This is a genomic window from Pseudothermotoga thermarum DSM 5069, from assembly GCF_000217815.1.
GTDB lineage: Bacteria > Thermotogota > Thermotogae > Thermotogales > DSM-5069 > Pseudothermotoga > Pseudothermotoga thermarum.
On the sequence record NC_015707.1, the window covers coordinates 853,038 to 873,826 of the forward strand.

Below are 20,789 nucleotides of genomic sequence, written 5' to 3' on the forward strand. Positions count from 1 at the left end.
TCAACGATGTGGCGATACTACATGCCAACCAAAGTTTTCTTTGGTTTGGACAGCGTCAAACAAAACTGGGAAATTTTCTCGTCTTTGGGTAAAAATGCTTTGATAGTTACGGGGAAACGATCGTCAAAGGAAAATGGTTCTCTCGATGATCTCAAAGCAACTTTGCAAAAAGCAAATGTAAATTTTGTTGTTTTCGACGATGTAGAGGAAAATCCTTCATTTAGAACCGTAAGAAAGATTGTTGAAATATACGTTGACGGAAACTATGATTTTGTAATTGGTCTTGGTGGTGGAAGTCCTTTGGATACGGCAAAGGCTGTGGCAGTTTTGTTGAAGAACAAAAAGCTAAAAGTTGAAGATTTGTACGATCCATCGAAGTACACAGATGCTCTTCCAATTTGCGCCATACCAACGACTGCCGGTACTGGAAGTGAGGTGACTCAGTACTCTGTTCTGACAGATGATAATGGTTTTAAACGAGGTTTTTCCAGTGATGTTGCTTTTCCAAAAGTTGCTTTCATCGATCCAAAGTACACTTTGATGATGAACGAAGGTTTGACAAGATCAACCGGGTTGGATGCGCTTTGTCATGCGGTTGAAGGATACCTTTCTAGAAGAGCTACCCCCATTTCTGATGTTATAGCTCTTCAAGCAATAGAGTTGATCGCGCAATATTTACCAAAGGTTTTGCAGAATCCAAATGATTTTGAGGCACGCGAAAAAATGTGTCTAGCTTCATGCCTTGCCGGTGTCGTCATAGCACAAACTAGTACGACTTTGGCTCACGCTCTTGGTTATCCTTTAAGCACGTTTAAAGACATCAGACACGGTGATGCCACCGCTGCCTTTCTGGACGTTGTGGTTGATCAGGCTAGAAATGAAGTCCCAGAAAAAGTTGAGAAAATTGAATCAATTCTCGGTAAAATGGACGAGTTTCTCAAAAACGTCGGTTTAAACGTGTCAGTTGAAATTTCCGATGAAGAATTGGAAATTTGGGTGCAAAAGGCCATTTCGGCAAAGCATGTTCAGTGGACAAGGGGTAATTTCGATGCAAAACTGGTTCGAGAACTTTACGAAAGGGTGAGAAAGTATTAAAGCAAAGGTTTATCTAAAAGTTGACCGACAAAATCAGTATCATCCTTGGATTTACAAGCAAGAAATAGGAAAAATCGTTGGCGATTACGAGAACGGGGATTTAGTTGGTGTTTTTACACCATCTGGTAGATTTCGCGGCATAGGCTATATCAACGATCGCTCGAAGATAACCGTTAGGCTTTTGTCTTTTGAGCCGATTGATGTAGATAGACTTATAAAAATGAGAATCGAAAACGCTATTCATCGAAGAAAAAGGTTACTCAAGGATCAGGAAGCTTTAAGGTTGATCTATGCAGAGTCTGATTGGCTACCAGGACTTATAGTCGACAAATACGGTGATTATTTGGTCCTTCAGATAAACACCTTGGGTATGGAAAAGCTCAAAGAAAAAGTTGTTTCAACTCTTGTGAGTCTTTTGCCAAATGTTGTTGGAATATACGAAAAATCAGATGCCCCGGCTAGGGAAAAAGAAGGTTTGGCGCAATCGACGGGATGGCTTTACGGTTCAGGTCCTGAAATAATTTATTTTCGCTCGGATGGACTTGTTTTAGCTGCGGATCTTTTGGGGCAAAAAACAGGAGCTTTCTTGGATCAAATAAGGAATGCTCGGGTGCTTTCGCATTTTGCCGAAGGTAGTGTTTGTTTGGATGCCTTCAGCTACACCGGCAACTTTGCTTTGCACTTGCTCAAGTATGGAGCAAAACACGTAAAATTGGTCGATTATTCAGAAAGAGCGCTGCAAATAGCCGACGATCTTTTGAAGAAAAACGGTTTTGAAGGAAAATACGAGTTGATAAACGAAAACGCTTTCGATTGGCTTAAGAGAAACTCTGCCTACGGGGAACAATACGACATAGTTGTGTTGGATCCACCTTCCTTTGCCAAAACAGCTAGATCGAAGGATCAAGCTATCAGAGGCCACAAGGAAATAAATTTGCGTGCCATAAGGTTGATCAAAAAACCAGGTCTGCTTGTCACATCATCTTGCACGCAGGTGATAAGTGAAATGGAGTTTGAGCAAATATTGTTGGACGCGGCAAACGATTCACACGCAGAACTTGCCGTGATTTACAAATCAGGGCAATCTTTTGACCATCCGTATTTGCTTGGGGTTGAGGAAACAAGGTATCTGAAGTTTTTCGTATGTGAGGCAAGGAGGCGAAGTTGATGAACCTTTCGGGGAGAGCTTTGACAGCTCCTGCAAGTCCCATAAGAAGGATGATACCCTTTGCAGAACAAGCAATGAAAATGGGTAAGAAGATCTACTATTTGAACATTGGACAACCCGATATTCCAACACCGCGAGTTTATTTTGAGTATGTTGAAAGGTACAAACCAAGTGTGGTTGCTTACACACATTCAGCAGGTTTGCTGGAACTTAGGGAAGCTTTTTCGCGATATTATGAAAAGTTCTCGGTGAAGGTTCTTCCCGACGAGATAATCGTCACAAACGGTGGCAGTGAAGCTGTGTTGTTTGCGATGGCTGTGGTTGCCGATCCGGGGGATGAAATACTTGTTCTTGAACCATTCTACGCCAACTATGCTGGTTTTGCAGCTCAACTTGGCATTAAACTTGTCCCAGTTAGGACCTATCCTGAGGACGGGTATTCGGTGCCTGACAAGAAAAAGTTTCTCGAGAAAATCAGTTCAAAAACTAAAGCCATTATTTTTTCCAATCCATGCAATCCAACCGGGGCTGTTTACAATGAAAGTCAACTTAGAACCATAATAGACGTTGCTTTGGAAAAGGACTTGTTCATCATATCCGATGAGGTATATCGCGAGTTCACCTTTGATGGTTGTAAAGCTATATCTGCTCTTTCCTTTGAGCCAATTTTAGACAGGGTGATAATGGTCGACAGCATCTCGAAACGCTACAGCGCGTGTGGTGCAAGAATCGGGGCGTTTGTGAGCAAGAATAAATCGATTTACTCGGCTGCCTTAAAGTTTGCACAAGCAAGGTTGTGTCCTCCCATGACTTCGCAGTATGGTGCTATAGGCCTTCTTTCCCTTGACGATGAGTATGTAGAATCGATCAAGAACGAATATCAAGCAAGAAGAGATGTTGTCTACGAAGAGCTGAAAAAAATCGATGGGGCTGTTTTCCAAAAGCCAAAAGGAGCTTTCTACATTTCGGCGAGGCTTCCTGTTGACAACGTTGAAGAGTTCGTAAAATTCATGCTTTTAGAATTTGACGTTGGTGGGAAAACTACTATGGTGTCACCACTTGACGGTTTTTATGCCACCCCATCGGCTGGGTTAGACGAAATGAGGATAGCCTATGTTCTGAACTGCGATGATTTGAGGGACGCTGTTAGGATACTTGCACTAGGTGTGGAGGAGTACAAAAGAAAGGTAAGATGACTGAAATAGTAAAATACGGCGCACTTTTTGCGCTGGCAACGCTTATTTCAAGGTTCACAGGTTTGGTAAGGGACGTTTTATTGGCGAACAAATTTGGGGCAGGATCGGAATTTGATGCCTACGTTATCGCTATATCCTTTCCATTCCTTTTGAGGCGAGCATTTGCCGAAGGTGCGATGACCTCTGCTTTTGTTCCGTTGTACAACGAGAAAAAAGATAAAAACAAATTTGCTTCTGCGGTCATAACTTGCCTTGGCCTAACTACATTAACCATCGTTCTAGTAGTTGAAATTTACCCAAAGTTGGTTCCTTTGATACTCGCCACCAAGGCAAAGCCGGAAGTATTTACTTTGGCAACTTTTTTGGCGAGGATAAGCGTGCCGTTCATATTCTTCATATTCCTTTGGGCAGTACTTTATTCGATACAAAATTCGCACAACGTCTTTTTTATTCCAGCGCTTTCACCCGTCATGATGAATATAGGTATAATCTGCGGTACAATTTTTTCGAAGCTTTTTGATCCTCCCATTCTAGGTCCAACCTTGGGCTTTACCGTTGGAGGAGCTTTGATGTTTTTAACGCTTGTACCCGGTACTCTGAGGCTTGGTTTTAAGTATAAACCAACCTTTCAAGGATTTTCCGAATTTCTAAAGTTGTTTTTCCCAGCGTTGATTGCAATGACCGTATCGGAGTTCAACGTTATGATAGATGTCAACGTTGCATCCTTCCTTGGACCTGGAAATGTTTCAATCCTTCAGTATGCCAACAGATTTTACCAACTGCCTTTTGGGGTGTTTGGAGTGGCGATGTCGACAGTAGTTTTACCACTGATGAGCTATGACAAAGAGAGGTACGATGAACATTTGAAAAATTCTTTGCAGCTTTCTTTGTTTTTAACTCTACCTTCAATGGTTGGACTGGTAGTTTTGAGCAAGCGTCTGATGATTTTGGTTTACCAACATGGAGCTTTCACCCATGAGGATGCCGTCAAAACAGGTTTTGTGTTGCTGTTCTATTCTCTCGGACTGCCAATTTATTCAATCGTTGCTGTTTTATCAAGGGCTTGCCATTCAAAAAAGAACATGAGAACACCATTTGTTGCGACTGTTTTATCGTTTTTGGTAAACGCCATCATGGACTTCGTCCTTGGGTTGACGATTGGAATCAACGGTATAGCCGTTGCAACAACCTTGGCTGGTTTTTGTTCAATGATTTACCTTTGGTTGAAAGTCAAACCAAAAGTTGATCTTGTTCATGTAATTAAAATATCGCTTGCATCAATCATCATGGGAATTTTCGTTTTAACGTTATCTTTCTTGAATGCCAGCAGATTGTACACAATTGTTTTGGTTTTCTGTGGAATGCTTGCTTACATGGTTTTGTCAAAGGTTTTTAAATTGCGCGAATTCGAAGAATTTTTCAAGCTGCTTCGCAGATGAAGCTCGCATATCCAACAACTTGCAAAAAATCTTTGCTCACATCCCCGCTGGTTGCATGGCAAAGCAGTTTCGGTTTTCCAAAGGTCTTCATGTACAAAAAGCTTGCTACTGCTGATACACCGCACATTGAAATGTCGTATTTGTCAACAACTTCAACCAATCCAATTGGATCTTTTGCCTCAATTTTTTCTATTGCCATTTGATCTTTTTTGATTGTAACGTCTTGATTTTCGTAGTGGTTGAAATCTGTCGATACGACAAAAAGTGTGTTTTTATATTCAGAAGCTATAGCATCCAATCCTGCGGCGATTTTTTTGCACAAATCGATTGAGACCGGAAAAATGGAAATTGGCAAGATCTTGAATTCGTCAAAGAAAAACTGCAAGAAAGGTAGCTGAACTTCTAAAGAATGCTCCAGCAGATGAGAGTCGAAATCGGCTTTGCAAACCTCGCAGTTTTCGAAAAGCAGTTTGCTCGCCTGCTCGTCAACTTCAACTTTCCCAAGCGGAGTCAGCCAACTACCTTTATCCCACACCCCAACTTTGGCTCCTCTTCCTGTGTGGTTGGGACCAATCAGGACAACCAAGTTTGGTTTTCCAAGCCTTGCAGCGGCAACGTATGCGTGTACAGCTATTGGGCCGCTGTAAACGTATCCAGCGTGTGGAACGATTATACCGACATTTTTATTCAAAGGTTGTGTCACAGGTACTTTGAAATCCAAATTTCCTGGTCCAAGTGGTGAAGTTATCAGATCCATTATGGTTTGCCTGAGTTTTGTAGGAGAACCTGGGTAAAAGGTCCCCGCAACAACAGGATATCTAATCATAATTCGATCACCCTCGCGGTTATGAATATAATCAGCTCTTGTTTTGTGTAATTTTCCGTTTTACTCCTAAAGAATGTACCAATGAAAGGCAGATCACCCAAAACAGGAACTTTCTCTGTCTTTTCAGTTTTCTTATCCCTCATCAATCCACCGATTACAAGTGTATCACCGTTGTTGAGTATAACTCTGGTTTCCGCTTCACGGGTGATTTCCCCAGGAACATTGACACCTGGATAATACCTTGGTTCACTCACCTTTGTGAAAACTTTAAGATCAATGGTTCCATCTGACCTGACGAATGGAGTTATCCTCAGTTCGATTCCTGTGTCCAAGGTTTCTGGTCCAACCAAGTTTCCTTGAGGATCTACGTAGTAATACCTGATTCTTTCTCCGATTAAAATCCGAGCTTCTTGACCGCTGCTTGTCACAATCTTTGGATTGGCAAGTAAGCTTTCAACGGTGGCTTTATCGGAAATCTCGTTGCTTATGATAACGTTACCTGTTGGAAGCAATGAAAGAAGACGCTGATAATCTAACAAACCAATTACCGATGTGGTCAATTCCATCTTTCCAGAACTATCAAGGTTCAAGTTCAGGCCATTATCGGTCAGTTTCAAATTAAGACCGTGCTTTCTTATTAAGTCATCTATGATTGATCTATCCACAAACCTGGCTTCAATTTCAACTTGTGGAAGTGGTTTTGAAACGTTTGTTATCAAAGCTTCAACTTGTTCTTTCTTGGTTTTGTCAAGTCCAGTGACTATCAAGAGGTTCTTCACGGGGTCAATCAAAACTTTTCCACCGTAGAATTCTATTATCGGTTTTATGTTCGCCAAATTGTGAGGAACGGTATATATGAATGTTTCTTCAAAAGTTTTATCAACAACTGGTTGAGGTTTTATTAAAGCTGTTATTCCTTGAGTTTCTGCGAATCGATAACCGTAATACTCTTCAACCATCTTTGTAAAGTTTTCCCAACTGATGGATTTGACATCGAGTGTTACCAACTCTGTTGGTTTGTCAAAGTAGACGATCGATTTACCAAGTAATGATGCAATTTTGAAAATAACTTCGTAAAGTTGCACATCGCTGCATTTGACAGAGAAATTGCCGTTTTCTAAAATAATAACTTTCACCTTTTCTTCTGCTTCCAATTTTTCTTGTTTTTGAAGCTTTTGTTTTTCTACAAGTGCTTGGCTGACTTTGATGTATTCTTCAATGGCTTCTTTGACTTCATCTTCAAGCCCAACAAAACCCACAAGTTCCAGGGTTTTGAAAAGCTTAACCTCGACGTTTTTACCAATGGTTTTTAGATATTCTTGAAATTCATCAACCGGTGTTGATCCATCGTAAGGTACAATTTTAACTGTTCTAACAGCTTCGGTTTTTTGTTCTGTCTTGACTAGAGTTTCATTTACGCTTTCAACAAGCAATTTGGATTTTTCAAGGTTTTCTTCCGTGCCATGAATTATCAAAACATTTCCAACCAAAGCTATTTTTACGTCGAAAAATTCTTCCAGCATCTTTCTGATCTCTTCTTTGTTCAGGTTTTCATGCAGAGTGAGGATCAAGTAATCTTTGTGCTCCACACTTAAAGTTCGAATTTGTTCGATCAATTTTTCTGCTCTTTCAACGGCTTCTAAACTGCCAGCTAGAACATAGGCATTCATAACTTGCATGATTTCGATTTGCTCAAGCTGCTTCAAAAACCCTGCAAGCTTTTCAAAGTCGGTTCCAGGAATAGTCGGAACGATTTTCACAAACTTCTCTCTCAATTTTGAAATGAATTCGTATATTTTTTCGATCTCAAGGATGGCATTTTCTATGTCTTCGAGGCTTTGGGAAGTTAGAATCACCTTGCCGAGGGTTTTCAAATTCGCTTGAAGGTTGACCTTGTATTTGTTTTCGATGAGTTCACGTACTTCTTGGAAAATTTCGTCGTCAAATCTTGCATTGGCTAGCCTCACCAGTTTTTTCTTGGCAAAGAAATTGATGAAATTCTTAGCTTTGTTTATATCAGTTTCGCTTCCTTCAACTTTCAACACACTTTGAACGTAAACGCTTTCAATGCCGTATATTGTATTGAGTATCTGGGAAACTTGTTTTGCAGTTTCTTCATCTTCGAGGAAGAAAACTTCGGCCTTCTTGGTCACAGCAAGCAAATCGATCACTTTGTTTGCAAACTCAACAACTGTTTCGGCGTAATTTATCGGTGCAAAAGCTACGATTTTCACAAAATCACGATCTTCAAGGACCAGCAATCTTGGTTCTTCCAAGGCAAAAATATCTTTGAGAATTCGAACGATGATCCCTTCCAAAGACTTTGGTACTGATATTGTTCTCAAAGAAAGCTGTTCAATTCCAAAAAATCCAAGGTCATCCAATATTCTTTCCACAAGGTTTAACAGATCAACCGTTCCTTTGACTTCCACTTGTCCAAAAGGTAACTGCTTCATCTCAACGCCGAATTCTTTAAGAATTACTTGAGCCTGCTGGGGATAGATCAAAGACCAAATTCTTTTTTCCACAACTGTTGTATCTTTTTGCTGATCGGCTTTCTCTTTTTCAATTGGTTGTACTCTTTGTTGGTACTCGAAGATGTATCCTTTTATTCTCTCAACGATCTTCGGATCGGCTCTCAAGACAACTTTGTTCAGACCCTCAATGATCGTGTAGTCGAAAGAATATATTTTTTTCAGCGATTCCAACATCTTGACCACATTTTCAACCGGTATTGTAAACGCTATTTCTTCCATAGCTACTACAGGAGATAAGGAGATTATCTTTGATATCAATTCTTGCTCACGTACATCTCCGTACACGAAAAGCAAAGCTTTGTTGGGTAAAGAGGTTATGAAAGTAACAGGAGAAAGCATAGATTGAAGTTTTTCAGCGACCTTTTCTCTGTCAGTTACATCGTAAATCCCCCAGAATTTTCCAAAGCGTGCCGCGATTTCACCACTTGTTCCTATGTGTAAGGTTCCATCTGGCATATAGCTGTAAACCAACGGCTCACCTTGAACTCTAACGGTGGTTAACAAGTTTCTCAAGGCATCCTCTGGCAGCACTTGCTGAAGCTTTAAAGAAAGTTTTTGATTCTTCACATTTTCGGAAACAACAATGTTTAATCCAAGCTCGTCAGCAAGGAATTTCAAAGCCATTTCAAGAGTAGTTTCAGCCGTCAAGACTAGGTCAATCTTTTTACTGGAGCAATGGAACGTTACTTTCACCATGTTCGATAAAACCTCAACGGAAGGTTCTACTGGTATCAACAAATGAATCAAAACCATTGCTCCATCTTGAATTTCGAACACTCTCAGTGATTCAACAGGCCCATAAGCTATTGGCAAATAGAAACTTGGCGCGGAAATGTCCTTCAAATATAAAGACACTATAGATCCTGCTGCATTTTTGTCAACAACTACGTCATTTCGCCCTAACTGTTTATCAACGAAGATTGAAAAAGATATCGCGTCGGGAAGAAAGCTGGGGACAATCTTCGTCAATTGCGAAGCGCTGGCAAATACAACAAAGACGATAAGGATTAAACAACCAAGGATCTTCCTCATTTGGTCTCCCTCCTTATTTTATTGTCAACAGCCTTCCAGTGTTAACGTCCAACACAAGAACGCCAAAACTTGTGATGTGTAAAATCAAATATCTATCATCTATTGTTTCGCCAAGATTTTTTTCAAAGACTTTTCCTTGTGAAGAAAGAAGAATACTTCTAGCTTTTTCGCCTATTAAAAAACCGGCAAACTTATAGCTTTCTAACTTATCCAAAGACGATAGAATTTGCGGATTGACCGTCTCAGGATTTATCGATAAAGTGTAAAGGTCAAAAAAGTCAAATTTTTCAACTTGCATTTGCACTAGATTTCCTATCCTTTCAAGCTCACTTTCGGATAATCTTCTGCGTAAAGGTTGGATCTGATATTCAACTTTGTTGGAAGAGGTTTGAAAAGGTTGCACATAACCTTTTCCATAGAAGAACAAATAATAAACAGCAATTCCCCAAATGCATATTAGAACTATTAAAAGCACAACCAATCTTTTTTTCATCTGTCAACCACACTCCAAAATTCAAGCACAAGCAAGATTTTTAAGTCATGTGTGAGCGCAGATATTTGAAAAGGTACTTCAACACTGCTCGAAATAGACAAAGACTTCAAGCGCAAATTTGGATTGGCAAGAAAAACTTCTAGTATCTGCTGAACATCTTTTGGATTGCATGTTCCTTCTATTCGATAACTTCCATCTTGATTTCTTATCATCTTCATTCCAAAGTTTTTTGCGACATCTTGAAACTCCATTGGGGAAATCCTTGGTTGAACCAAACTTTCAAGCCTAGAAAGGTATCCGCGTTTTTCTGAAACATTTCTGTCTAGCTCTGTCAAAACCAGCAGTTGGGAGTCCACCTTTTGCAAAAGCCCCACAAAGCGAAAGTAATCATAAATGTTGAAATAAGCAGCGCAAGCTACGAATATCATCAAAGCTGTTATAATTGCGATTTTTCGATTAATACTCACAGGTTTTCTCGCCATGCTTTATCGACTCCCGTTGATGGTAACCTTTGCCAATTTTTTGTTCAAAAACGGCACAGTTGTTTCATAATCGACAGCTTTGGAAATCCGATAATATTGCGAAAGTAATTCAGCCAAATTGTTGTAAACGGCATTTACATTGCTCAAATAGATTTCGTGAAAATTCAAAACAAGATTTTTTTGATCCATCAACAACCTCGTCAAGATCAACCAATTTTCATCATCTTTCTTCCAATTGTTCAACAAAGTTTTTAAAGCGGCGTTGGTGACAGCATACTCGTAAAGATGGTTTTCAAAAAGCGAGATTCGATCTTGCAACCTCTTGCTTTCGACGTGCAGTAAATCGTTCAAACGCTTGATTTCAAGGTATTGATCTTGCAAAGCAGGCAATTTGATTGTCAATTTGTACTTTGACAAAATAACCGCGTGGCTGCTGTTCAAAGCGTTCACTGCAGTTTGTTTGTAAAATTCCACAGTAAACCTTGCCGCAAAGACGGGTGCCAGCAAGGCGACCACCAGAATTAGAAAAGAACTCAACTTAAGAACCGGTTTTTTGTATCTGTACAAGTTTATTCTTTCCAAATTCTGCGCCCCCTCGAACAAGCATTCCAGCTAACCCTATCGGAAAATTGTTCGTTTCAAATTTAAATTGTGCTTTTTCCACCTTGCCTTGGAAAACTTCGCTTGATTCAAATGCTTTAACAAAAGTACCTGTTAAAAATGAAGGATCACACAACAGGTAAATCTTTGCTATATCTCGTATTGAAACACCTATTTGTAATCCGCTCAACAGAAAAATCAATTCGCGCTCCACAACATATGGGATATCGCTTATCAGTGCTTCGACCATTTTTGACACTTTTTCAAAATTGTTAATTGAACTTTCCGATTGTAGTTCAAGTTTTGTGAAGCCTATCTCCTCCATGATTAAATTCAAAACTTCTTGCAAAGAATAAGGTATAGTCCTCAAGCCAACAAGTTTTTCAGATATGTAAATACCAACAATTGAGTAATCGAACGAAAATGCACAGAGTGCAACAGTTGATGGATCTGGGATACGAACCAAAAGTAAATATTTAAAAACGTCCGGAATGACAACATCTGGCTCTGGTATTCCTGCTTGTCTCAATCGTGTGAGAAAGGAATACAGTTCTTTCCTTTTTGCCACTGCGACTACGGCTTTGTTTACAGGTCCGACAACCGTTTCCACTACGAGTTCTTCAGGTGGCACGTTTAACAAGTGTGAAATTTCCATCGTCGCATAGTTGCTGATTTGCTTTTCCTTAAGAGTTCCTGGTACGTTTATGGTGTTGAAGAGCAAAAGATCCATAGGATAATTTAAAACAACTATGTCCTCTACATCGGTACCGATTTTTTCAAGTAAACTTTTTGCCGTTGAAAACTGTTCGGCACATTCTTGAGAAAAATAGCTCGTTATAATCAATCGTCCTCTGGATTTTTTGGCTCGCCCCACGTTTACATAACCGTTTCCAAATTCAACGGCTGTGATCATCTTGTGAAATATTTGCACGCAATCACCTCTTTGGGTAAACGTTGATTTTTGTTACAACAGGTGGAAAGCTGATCATCCATTCGTTTGTTTCTATAGTTCCTGCCCTTACAACAATTGATGGACTTAAAATTATCGCCGTTCCATCATGTCTAAGATTTTTGGCGCTTTTTCCAACGGCAATTTTCACAGCTTTTGAATCCCCTCCTTGGACTGCCCTTACAATTATTTTATCCCTTTCTAAAACACCTATTACTACTTGTCCGCATCTTTCTCTTGTCACAAACTCAAGCCCTTTGTAGACAGCACATTTGACGTAATAAGGCTGCAGATCTTGAACAATTCTCTCGCTTACAGAAAGAATGGGAATACATATTAAAGCTGCACATAAGACAACGGATAATCCTATCAAAAATTCCAATATCATGGTTTATCTTCCTATGGTTTGTTGAAGTTGGAAGATGGTGCTGTACATTGCAAAAGCCATAAAGGCGATGAAACCACCAACTCCGGCTATCAACATAGGTTCGACCAAAGAAACCAATTTTTTCACACCAACTCTGACCTGATCTTCGTAAAATTCCGATACTTTCGCAAGAACTTCTTCAAGTTTACCTGTTTCTTCGCCAGTACCGACAAGCTCATAAACCATTTGTGGGAAAACTCCTGATTCCAAAAGCGCTTGCTTGAGACTTGTGCCTTCACGAATCCTTTCAATTATGAACTTGCTTTTTCTGATTATCTTGGGATTGTTCGAAGCCAACGCAGCCATTTCCACGGCTTTTGTGAGAAGTACACCACTTGCTGTTAAAACGGAAAGCGTTCGGCAAAATCTTTCCACAGCCATCTCATACCTAAGTTTGGCGGCGGGTGGGAAAAGAGTGGCAAACAATTCCTTCAAATACATCGCATACCTCGTTTTCATGAACAAATACGTGCTTAGAGCAAATATTGCTCCAAAAGTTAATACACTTGTCCATTTTTCACGTAAAAAGTTGCTCACGTTCATCAAAAATCTAACCACACCACTTGTCGGGATGTTTCCAAAAGCACTTATCAAAGTGGGTAGAATGTAAAACGAAATTATGAATATAACGCCGATGGCGAAGACCAAAACGAAGGTTGGGTAAGCCATGGCCGATTTAACCTCATCCTGTAGTCTTTTAGTCGATTCGTAAAAATCCGCTGCTTTTTCCAAGGATTTATCGAGCACACCGCCCTCTTCCCCAGCTGCAACCAAATTGACAAAAACTGAGTCGAACACACCTTGAGCTTGCAGAGCGCTTGAAAAAGAAGAACCACTTTCAATGGCAACGATCATTCGTTCGATTATTTTTCTAAATCGCTTTGAAAACACCGCTTGGTTGCTCAATATCGTAAGGGCATCTTTTATTCTCAAACCTGCACTGACCATCGTTGCTAGTTGCCTGGAGAATATGGAAAGTTCAGCCAATGAGATGCCGAAAATTTCCATCGGCCGTCTTGTGCCAACTTTTTTGACCTCAAGTACCGCGTAACCTTTCCTTTTAAGGATATCGTAAAGTTGTATTTCGTTTTCAGCTTCAACCACAGCTTTTACACGTTTCCCCTGGCTGTCAACGGCGGTGTATCGAAAGTAAGGCATTCATAAACCCCCTTTTAAGTAGTATACTATAAAAGGTGGTCAAAATGAGAATCGACAAGTACTTGAAGAACACAAGGATAATAAAAAGAAGGACAGTTGCACAAGAGATGATAAACCATTCACGAGTTTTTGTTAACGACAAGCCCGTCAAACCTTCTTACGAAGTTAAACCCGGGGATAGGATAAAAATTCTATTTCCGTTTAAAACAGTTGAAGTGATGGTTGTTTCTGAAAATGAATACAAACTGTTATCGGAATCACGTAACGATAACATCGAGCGAGAATAGTTTGAGGCTTTTTCCATCTACTTCGACAACGATAAACTCATCTTCAATTTCTAAGATCTTACCGTTGACAAATTTTCCATCCAGCAAAAATCTAATTTCGTCGCCTTCTTTTTGCATCAACCTTTCTTTCCAAACCCTGGTTAAAGCCTCTGGCTTGGTAGAGTATTTCTTGACGATGTAGTTTATCTTGGTAAGCAATAGTTTCAACAACTTCTTGAGATCGTGGGGTCTTCCAGTTATTTGCGACAAGCTCACGGCTTTGTCTGAAAGTTCTTCAGGTATTTGGTTGTTGACGTTGATGCCTATTCCGCATATTATCACCTTTGGATGTTGTCCTTCAAAGATTGTTTCCGTTAAGATACCACATAACTTTTTTGCTTTCACGTATATGTCGTTTGGCCATTTGATTTTGTTTTCCACCCCGATTTGGTTTAAAGCCTTGTTTATTGCAACACAAGCTGCTTTTGTGAAAAACGTCGGTTTTACCTTTTTTTTAGGCTTAAACAGTATAGAAAACCACAATCCGCCTTCTGGTGAAACCCAAGTTCTGTTGTTTCTACCGCGTCCCTTTGTTTGAACTTCGGCTACGACAACCGTTCCACTTGGAAACTTGTCGAAATTTTCCTTTAGAAAATCGTTCGTCGAACCAATTATTGGAAGAAAGATGATTTTATCACCTATCATCTGTAAAGTGCCATCCTCCAAATGATACTTATAATTATTCCACTCATTGGGCTGATCCACCACGTGTGATCGACTTTTTTAACGAAAAGCAACCTGTAGATCAAAGCTACGACGATCGATATAAAAACATAAAATGGTTTTGAGGCTAGAAGAAAAATGTATATTGCTAACCTTTCTGAAATTCCATCTACATCTGCAAGATTTTCGTTACCCGGATAAAAATTTCTGAAAAAGTATGTCACACCGACCGAAACTGTGCTCATGCCAAGAAGATAAAAGACAAATTCTGCTGACAAATAAGAATTTGCAAGCAATTTCAGAGAAATACCATTGATCAAAAAAGCGAAACCTATTCCTGCAGCTTCAATTACGTCCACAATTCTTCTGCTTACAGGATAATACTTGACTCTCAAAATGTCCAAAACTGCATGAACAAAGGCAAGTACCAAAAACAAAATCATTCCTTTCGTCGAAGAAAACACAACATCAAAGGTGAAAGCTAATATCGCCAGGATAGACCAAAGTATGTGCCCTACCAATTTTGAACCACTATATTTTCGAATCTTTGCGTTGTTTGTAAAAGCATGGTCAGCGACGATGTGACCCAGCAGAAAGTGAAACGCCATCACCTTTAGCACCTCCTTTATCTTGGAAGATCTTGTTGTAAATCTCTTTCATCTTTTCCAACATTACTTCCACCCATAGGTTGTTCCAAAATTCGACTTGTATTGGTCCTTCCTCTAAAGCTTTTTGATAGGTTTCAAGGAGTTCTTTAACCCTTTTTTCCATGGACCAGTTTGAAGCAACGTATTCTTTTCCCCTTTGCCTCATGTTTTCGTAAAGTGAATGATTACTGAGTATTTGTTCCACTTTTTCTGCAAAAACATGAACATTTGGTTCATCTACCAAAAGTGCTCCTTCGTGTTCTTTCAATACATTCGCAATTCCCATTTTTTTAACTGCAACTACAGGTGTACCTGCTGCCAGTGCTTCTAGAACCACCAATCCTTGTGTCTCGGTTGTTGAGGCGAAGACAAATAAATCAGCTTGCTGATAGTAATCTGGCAGCTCATCTCTGTTAACGGCTCCGGCAAGCGTTATGAAATCATCTACGTTGATTTCGATAGCATAGTCCAAGATTTCTTCTCTAGCTGGACCGTCTCCGACGAAGAGTAGATGAACATTCAAATGTTTTTCTCTAAGCTTTTTCAAAACATCCAAAAGGAAAAGAACGTTTTTTTCGTGTGCCAATCTTCCGACGTACAAAAGCAACTTACACGTTTTGTCTATGTTGAATTTTTTTCTTATATCACTGGAACAAGGTTTTTGAAAGTGTTCGACATCTATCCCCGTTGGTACAACGTCTATGGGGCGTTTTACACCGTAGCTGATCAACTCACTTTTAATTTTTTCAGTCGGTGCCACAACTCTGTTGACCATGTTGCAAAACCAACTCGAAAATTCTTCGACAGATTTTGCAGACGGTCTAAGGGGTTTTGGAATGTAGTGCCTGTATTCCACCAAAAGTGTATGGTATGTGTGAACGTGTGGCAAACCAAGGTACTTTTGGACTGCCAAAGCCCTAAAACCAAGTGCAAAAGGTGCATGGCTATGGATAACTTCAATTTTGTTTTGCTTCAGAAAGTTTATGATTGGAAGGAGTCTTCCGCTGCTGGGAACAAAGTGGTTTTTCTCCCACGGGAAAGATTTTCCACCGATTATTAGCACTTTTTCGTCTGTTTTAGCACCAAATGGGGTTACAACATACACTTCGTGGCCAAGTTTTTCCAAATATTTCTTGTACAAGTAAACAGAAACTGCCACACCGTTCGGCTGAGGATAATAAGCGTCAGTCATCATGGCGATTTTCATCGTTGCCACCTCCTTTGTAGAAAGACGTTAAGTAAATCACTAGCAAATAGTTAACGAAAAATCCTATTGCCATTAGTGATCCAAACTCAGAGAGCAACTTACCTTGGGCTAGCGTAAAACTCCCAAAAGCAGCTGTTGTTGTGAACGAGCTTAAAGAAATCGAATGTAACGTTTTTGATATCAAATTTTTTTCCTTTCTTTCAATAGCAAAAGTAGCATGTACGAACCCATCCACACCTATTCCTGTTAATACTGGAAATATCAACAACGTGAGAAAAGTTGTATGAAATCCCAGAATTTTTCCAATTCCAAAAGTTGTGATGATTGAAAGAAGTAACAATGTTGTTATAAAAAGAGCTTTGCGCAAAGAGCGTAGCGTTAAAAGAACCGCTGCGAAAACTCCTAGAAAAACCAAGATCCCAAGGAAATAGATCGTTTTTTTCATTTCCTTCATAACTTCATACAACAAAGCTGGATACCCATAAACTTTGACATTGTTTTGCTCAAAGTAGTTGAAAACATTTTTAAGACGGTTGGCTTGATATATGTTTTCGATACCATCGGTGTAAAGAACAAAGTACGATTTGCCGTTTTGTTCGTAGAAGACCATGGGAACATCTTTTTTCAATTCCATCACAATGTCTTCCAAGTTGTTTGTACTTCTTACAAATCTAAGCATTTCAAGTAGCTGAGGATAAATCCCTACTCTGTGAAAAATCGCCGACAAGAAAGGATTGTTGACAATTTGGAAAACTTGTCGATAAACTTCTGGAAGGTCCTCTAGGGTCTTGTTTGAAGCAAGCTCTAAAATGTTTAAAACCGATAAAGGTTCAACTAAAAATCCTGAATTTTTTACTATTCCTTCCAGCCTTTTAAGATCTTCTAGATTGTCTGCGAGCAAACATATTTCACCAAGTCCAACTTTTTGAAAACTTTGTTTCACTTTGTTAAACGCAATGGCTGATTCCGCTTTGTCGGACACAAGACCAGAAGGTGTATACCAATAGTTCGACAAATTTTGAATTCCCAAGGGTATGAAAATTATCAAAGCAATAAGCATTGATATTTTGAAGATTCTTCTAAGTTTATTGTTGAAGATGAAATTACCTAGCAATTTTCTTCTTGTTTCTTTGAACTGTACTTTTAAAGTTAAAATCAACGCTGGTAGAAAGAGCATCATTGTTAAATAGAAACTCACCATTCCAAAAATTGCAAAAATAGCCATTTGAACGAATGGTTTTGACAAGCCTAAAAACATCGAGCCAAATGCCCCTATGGTTGTCAACAGGGCCACGATAGAAGGTTTTGCTAATTCGTTCAAAGCCGCAGATACGCTGCTTTCATCCACTCTTTTTTCACTTGAGAAGAAGGCTATTCTCGAAATAACGTAAATCCCATAGTCAATTCCAAGACCAAGCAGCATCGCATTCACAAAAGAGGTAACGATGTTTATTTCACCAAGGACCAAGTTTACAAAACCAAGAGTTATTAGCATAGCTACTATCATCGATATAAACAAAAGCACCAAAACAGCAAAACTTCCAAATCCAGCGAGAATAATCGCACAAATTCCTCCAAGTGAAATCATCGTTGTAAGGGCAAAATCTTTTTTGACCTGCTGGTTCGATTCATACACACCAGCTGGAGTTCCTGTGAACAAGAATTTGGTCGACCATTGTTTCTCAAGATTTGATGCTATTTTCTTTAGCTCCGCAACAACTTTGTTCATTACACTTATATTTGTAAAATCATCTTTTAAGACAAAATTTATCAGTGCGATCTCTTTGTCGGGAGAAATCAGCACGTATTTTTCTATATCAGATCTTCTTGCGTAATCAGAGATGAGATTATAAGCCGAAGCGGATGAGGCCACAATTTTTCGCCATTCTTCGAAATCCAAAAAGTTTCCGAGAGAAGGATCAAATGTGGAAAATATTTTGTCAAAATTGCTTGCCTCAACCGTCAAAAAACCGTATTTGATGAAAATCTCAGGGTCATCAACCTTCATTGTTTCTTGAATGTAACCACTTGATTCAAAAGCTTCTTTTAGTTCGGCCAGAATTTTCAAAGTTTTTTCTACATCTCCATTTGCATATGTAACTACCACCAAAACATTTGATGACATTTTTTCTTTTAAAAAATCCAGCTGCTCGGTGTAGAAATTTTCGCCTTTTGGAGCTAAACTTGCCAAATTTGAATCAACTGAAAATTTTGCGAAGGCAAAATATCCTAGAACAATTGCAAGAGATGAGAATATTACAACTATTAAACGGTGATATTTTACCACAATAGCGCTCAAAGCCAACGTCTCACCACCATTGATACAAGAACAAGTCCTATGGCTCTATATGATACAAAATACAAACCGAATCTTTTTAAGGATAAAAGAATACTGTGAACAAAACATACTTCCAACGCCATGCTAGGAGGTAGCCCAGCGATTTTCAATATTCGGTAGTACACTGGAAAAAGCAAATAAGGCGAAAAATGCAAAGGAACTTCCAGCGATTTCTTTTTATCCTTTTCGAAAATGTAAGTCAAACCACATAAAGTTATCATGTAAAGAAAGACAAAAAGGTTAAACTCACAGAACTTTAAAAAGACATTGGTATTAAGCACAACGTATCTCACTTTGTCTATCAAACCAAACCAAACTGTTGTTGAAAGTAGAAATGGAACCAACAGAGTCAAAGGTCCTGAGTTTTTACTTATTGCGTTTTGTGAAAAAAACACCGAAATGACTTTCATTTTTGGTTCACCACTTGGATTGAATACTTGTTTGCGAACATTTTCAAAGGTTCAAGTAAATCAACTTTTGAATTGCGGTTGATTGTTACTTGGTCTCCTTTCAATGCTTTGAGTAAAACATCAGCTATATCACTTGGGTTATTCAAAATTTGCCCATCGTTTGACAGAATAATGCTGCATCTATAAGTAAAAACATTCGTTTTGTATTTGAACGAACTACCGGTGATGAAAGTTTTTTCATCGATTTTCAAATAAGTGATTTGCTCTGGTACTTTGATGCCTTGCTTTTTCTGAACCTTCAGCTTAATTTCTTCGTACGCTTTCAACGATCTTGTTTCGAAAACGACTTCCTTTCCTGCCGAGGTCAACATTATATCAAATTCAAAGTTCAGCAGTTCTGAGTAAAAAAATAGATTTTCTACTACATTTTTTGCCATTGCTAGCAAATTTGCCACAGGCGAAACAACCATCACTTTTGGGAATGGCTGTACGGTGACAGAAGAGACCCTACCATATGCTTGGTTCAAAAAAACCAAGCTGAGGACAGTGCATATTATGAAAATCAAAACAGCCATTCCCGTTAACGTCATTTAATCATCTCCAAAAGAACTTCCAAGCCTTTTACAATGAATGGATCATTCATGTCTATTTCAACCGTTTTCTTGGTGTAGTCAACGGCAGTTGGTCTTCTAGGCTCAGTTATTTGCTCGACTTCCACATCCGGTTCTATTCCTATACGATGTATGTCTTTTCCATTCGGTGTTAGATAATGCGTCGTTGTAAGATAAAGCGTTCCTCCGTTGGAAAGTGGGAAGGCAGTTTGAACCGACCCTTTTCCAAAGGTTTTTCTTCCCACTATTTTTGCAATGTTGTTTTCTTTCAAAGCTGCTGTTAAAATCTCGGAAGCAGATGCCGAGCCGTTGTTTACAAGTACCACAATTGGAGCGTTGGGATAATTGTTTCCTGTTGATTCGTACACCTCTTCTATTCCAAAGGCGTTTTTCGTTTTTACTATGATGCCCTTGTCTACGAAAAGACTTGCCACATCTATAACGCTGCTCAAGTAACCACCAGGATTATCGCGAAGATCGATTATCAAACCTTTGATACCTTTTGAAAACAGTTCATCCAAAGCTTGTTTGGTTTCGTCAAAGGTCTTAGCAGCAAACCTTGTTATCAAGATGTATCCAACTCTTCCTTTTGATGTTTCAACAAAAGCGTATTTAACTGGAATTATTCGAATAACTTCGCGCACTATTTCAAAGATCAATGGTTCAGGTTCACCCTGCCTGATAACTTTGATTTTCACCGAAGTTCCAGGTGTTCCTCTAAGCTTTCTGACTGCTTGCATGTAGGTCATTTCCCTAACAGGTTGACCGTCGATTTCAACTATCAAATCTCCTGATTGTAAACCTGCCCGCCATGCCGGGGTACCGTACATCGGTGCGACAACCTTAACTGCTTTGTATTCACTATCATACGTCACCTCGATTCCAAGGCCACCGTATTCACCTTCCATTTCAATTTGTTTCTCTTCGGTTCCCTCGGGATTTTCATAGTACGAAAAATCATCTCCAAGTCCTTTTACAAGCCCATCTATTGCCGAATCGATAAGCTTGTTCAAATCGATTTTGTCTTTTTCATAATAGGCGTTGATTATGTAGCTTAAGCTTTGGTAAAAAGGTTCCAAAGCTCTGTTAACATCCTTTGCGGTTATTGCACCGGCTAGTAACCAACTTGATAGAACCACAGCTACTGAGAGAATAACTAGCGCCAGAAAATTTTTCTTTTTCATT

Annotated in this window: 20 protein-coding genes; 5 read left to right on the forward strand and 15 right to left on the reverse strand. The window is 39.3% G+C overall.

Features of this window, described 5'->3' with window-relative positions; genetic code table 11:
- Nucleotides 1-6: 6 nt before the first annotated feature.
- Genes THETH_RS04430 through murJ form a run of 4 tightly spaced genes read left to right on the forward strand, consistent with a single transcriptional unit; the run spans nt 7 to nt 4,898 of the window.
- The gene (locus THETH_RS04430; RefSeq protein ID WP_013932178.1) at nt 7-1,095 is read left to right on the forward strand and encodes an iron-containing alcohol dehydrogenase family protein; all 1,089 of its coding nucleotides are present in this window, start codon (nt 7-9) and stop codon (nt 1,093-1,095) included.
- Nucleotides 1,091-2,263: a class I SAM-dependent rRNA methyltransferase gene (locus THETH_RS04435; RefSeq protein WP_013932179.1), complete on the forward strand. Its 1,173-nt coding sequence runs from the start codon at nt 1,091-1,093 to the stop codon at nt 2,261-2,263. Before THETH_RS04430 ends, THETH_RS04435 begins: the two co-directional genes overlap by 5 nt.
- The gene (locus tag THETH_RS04440; protein ID WP_013932180.1) at nt 2,263-3,459 is read left to right on the forward strand and encodes a pyridoxal phosphate-dependent aminotransferase; all 1,197 of its coding nucleotides are present in this window, start codon (nt 2,263-2,265) and stop codon (nt 3,457-3,459) included. The genes THETH_RS04435 and THETH_RS04440 overlap by 1 nt, the downstream gene beginning before the upstream one ends.
- Nucleotides 3,456-4,898: a murein biosynthesis integral membrane protein MurJ gene (murJ, locus tag THETH_RS04445; protein WP_013932181.1), complete on the forward strand. Its 1,443-nt coding sequence runs from the start codon at nt 3,456-3,458 to the stop codon at nt 4,896-4,898. The genes THETH_RS04440 and murJ overlap by 4 nt, the downstream gene beginning before the upstream one ends.
- On the opposite strand, the gene amrB is transcribed toward murJ, so the two are convergent.
- From amrB to THETH_RS04485, 8 genes are read right to left on the reverse strand one after another with little or no spacing between them, the layout of a single operon-like run.
- Complete coding sequence (gene amrB / locus THETH_RS04450; protein ID WP_013932182.1) at nt 4,879-5,724, reverse strand: AmmeMemoRadiSam system protein B; 846 nt, start codon at nt 5,722-5,724, stop codon at nt 4,879-4,881. The genes murJ and amrB overlap by 20 nt on opposite strands.
- Nucleotides 5,721-9,293 (reverse strand): type II secretion system protein GspD, encoded by a 3,573-nt coding sequence (locus THETH_RS10290; RefSeq protein WP_013932183.1) that lies wholly within the window; start codon nt 9,291-9,293, stop codon nt 5,721-5,723. Before THETH_RS10290 ends, amrB begins: the two co-directional genes overlap by 4 nt.
- A gap of 13 nt (nt 9,294-9,306) precedes the next feature.
- Entirely contained in the window at nt 9,307-9,786 is a 480-nt protein-coding gene (locus THETH_RS04460) for a hypothetical protein (protein WP_013932184.1), read from the reverse strand.
- On the reverse strand, nt 9,783-10,268 hold the full coding sequence (locus THETH_RS04465; RefSeq protein ID WP_013932185.1) for a hypothetical protein: 486 nt from the start codon (nt 10,266-10,268) through the stop codon (nt 9,783-9,785). The genes THETH_RS04460 and THETH_RS04465 overlap by 4 nt, the downstream gene beginning before the upstream one ends.
- A 3-nt stretch (nt 10,269-10,271) precedes the next feature.
- Nucleotides 10,272-10,850: a hypothetical protein gene (locus THETH_RS04470; protein WP_013932186.1), complete on the reverse strand. Its 579-nt coding sequence runs from the start codon at nt 10,848-10,850 to the stop codon at nt 10,272-10,274.
- Complete coding sequence (locus THETH_RS04475; RefSeq protein WP_013932187.1) at nt 10,807-11,799, reverse strand: type IV pilus biogenesis protein PilM; 993 nt, start codon at nt 11,797-11,799, stop codon at nt 10,807-10,809. Before THETH_RS04475 ends, THETH_RS04470 begins: the two co-directional genes overlap by 44 nt.
- Before the next feature lie 4 nt (nt 11,800-11,803).
- Nucleotides 11,804-12,205 carry a hypothetical protein gene (locus THETH_RS04480; RefSeq protein ID WP_013932188.1) on the reverse strand — a complete coding sequence of 134 codons (402 nt, stop codon included), beginning with the start codon at nt 12,203-12,205 and terminating at the stop codon, nt 11,804-11,806.
- A gap of 3 nt (nt 12,206-12,208) precedes the next feature.
- Nucleotides 12,209-13,402, reverse strand: coding sequence for a type II secretion system F family protein (locus THETH_RS04485; protein WP_013932189.1), 1,194 nt, complete (start codon nt 13,400-13,402; stop codon nt 12,209-12,211).
- A gap of 44 nt (nt 13,403-13,446) precedes the next feature.
- On the opposite strand from THETH_RS04485, the gene THETH_RS04490 reads away from it, so the two are divergent.
- The gene (locus THETH_RS04490) at nt 13,447-13,689 is read left to right on the forward strand and encodes an RNA-binding S4 domain-containing protein (protein ID WP_013932190.1); all 243 of its coding nucleotides are present in this window, start codon (nt 13,447-13,449) and stop codon (nt 13,687-13,689) included.
- On the opposite strand, the gene THETH_RS04495 is transcribed toward THETH_RS04490, so the two are convergent.
- Genes THETH_RS04495 through THETH_RS04525 form a run of 7 tightly spaced genes read right to left on the reverse strand, consistent with a single transcriptional unit; the run spans nt 13,660 to nt 20,788 of the window.
- Complete coding sequence (locus THETH_RS04495) at nt 13,660-14,373, reverse strand: biotin--[acetyl-CoA-carboxylase] ligase (protein ID WP_013932191.1); 714 nt, start codon at nt 14,371-14,373, stop codon at nt 13,660-13,662. The genes THETH_RS04490 and THETH_RS04495 overlap by 30 nt on opposite strands.
- Entirely contained in the window at nt 14,370-14,999 is a 630-nt protein-coding gene (locus THETH_RS04500; RefSeq protein ID WP_013932192.1) for a hypothetical protein, read from the reverse strand. The genes THETH_RS04495 and THETH_RS04500 overlap by 4 nt, the downstream gene beginning before the upstream one ends.
- Entirely contained in the window at nt 14,962-16,245 is a 1,284-nt protein-coding gene (locus tag THETH_RS04505) for a glycosyltransferase family 4 protein (RefSeq protein WP_013932193.1), read from the reverse strand. Before THETH_RS04505 ends, THETH_RS04500 begins: the two co-directional genes overlap by 38 nt.
- The gene (locus tag THETH_RS04510) at nt 16,223-18,550 is read right to left on the reverse strand and encodes an efflux RND transporter permease subunit (RefSeq protein ID WP_013932194.1); all 2,328 of its coding nucleotides are present in this window, start codon (nt 18,548-18,550) and stop codon (nt 16,223-16,225) included. Before THETH_RS04510 ends, THETH_RS04505 begins: the two co-directional genes overlap by 23 nt.
- Entirely contained in the window at nt 18,541-18,993 is a 453-nt protein-coding gene (locus tag THETH_RS04515; protein WP_013932195.1) for a hypothetical protein, read from the reverse strand. Before THETH_RS04515 ends, THETH_RS04510 begins: the two co-directional genes overlap by 10 nt.
- On the reverse strand, nt 18,990-19,583 hold the full coding sequence (locus THETH_RS04520) for a hypothetical protein (protein ID WP_013932196.1): 594 nt from the start codon (nt 19,581-19,583) through the stop codon (nt 18,990-18,992). Before THETH_RS04520 ends, THETH_RS04515 begins: the two co-directional genes overlap by 4 nt.
- A complete protein-coding gene (locus THETH_RS04525; RefSeq protein WP_013932197.1) occupies nt 19,580-20,788 on the reverse strand; it encodes a S41 family peptidase in 1,209 nt (402 codons plus the stop codon). The genes THETH_RS04520 and THETH_RS04525 overlap by 4 nt, the downstream gene beginning before the upstream one ends.
- Nucleotide 20,789 lies beyond the last annotated feature (1 nt).

Coding starts and splice junctions, on each gene's coding strand:
- THETH_RS04465 (WP_013932185.1), bottom strand. CDS start 10,268: ATGGCGAGAAAACCTGTGAGTATTAATCGAAAAATCGCAATTATAACA.
- THETH_RS04490 (WP_013932190.1), top strand. CDS start 13,447: ATGAGAATCGACAAGTACTTGAAGAACACAAGGATAATAAAAAGAAGG.
- THETH_RS04495 (WP_013932191.1), bottom strand. CDS start 14,373: ATGATAGGTGATAAAATCATCTTTCTTCCAATAATTGGTTCGACGAAC.
- THETH_RS04430 (WP_013932178.1), top strand. CDS start 7: ATGTGGCGATACTACATGCCAACCAAAGTTTTCTTTGGTTTGGACAGC.
- THETH_RS04485 (WP_013932189.1), bottom strand. CDS start 13,402: ATGCCTTACTTTCGATACACCGCCGTTGACAGCCAGGGGAAACGTGTA.
- THETH_RS04515 (WP_013932195.1), bottom strand. CDS start 18,993: ATGAAAGTCATTTCGGTGTTTTTTTCACAAAACGCAATAAGTAAAAAC.
- murJ (WP_013932181.1), top strand. CDS start 3,456: ATGACTGAAATAGTAAAATACGGCGCACTTTTTGCGCTGGCAACGCTT.
- THETH_RS04460 (WP_013932184.1), bottom strand. CDS start 9,786: ATGAAAAAAAGATTGGTTGTGCTTTTAATAGTTCTAATATGCATTTGG.
- THETH_RS04525 (WP_013932197.1), bottom strand. CDS start 20,788: ATGAAAAAGAAAAATTTTCTGGCGCTAGTTATTCTCTCAGTAGCTGTG.
- THETH_RS04440 (WP_013932180.1), top strand. CDS start 2,263: ATGAACCTTTCGGGGAGAGCTTTGACAGCTCCTGCAAGTCCCATAAGA.
- amrB (WP_013932182.1), bottom strand. CDS start 5,724: ATGATTAGATATCCTGTTGTTGCGGGGACCTTTTACCCAGGTTCTCCT.
- THETH_RS04480 (WP_013932188.1), bottom strand. CDS start 12,205: ATGATATTGGAATTTTTGATAGGATTATCCGTTGTCTTATGTGCAGCT.
- THETH_RS04505 (WP_013932193.1), bottom strand. CDS start 16,245: ATGAAAATCGCCATGATGACTGACGCTTATTATCCTCAGCCGAACGGT.
- THETH_RS10290 (WP_013932183.1), bottom strand. CDS start 9,293: ATGAGGAAGATCCTTGGTTGTTTAATCCTTATCGTCTTTGTTGTATTT.
- THETH_RS04500 (WP_013932192.1), bottom strand. CDS start 14,999: ATGGCGTTTCACTTTCTGCTGGGTCACATCGTCGCTGACCATGCTTTT.
- THETH_RS04520 (WP_013932196.1), bottom strand. CDS start 19,583: ATGACGTTAACGGGAATGGCTGTTTTGATTTTCATAATATGCACTGTC.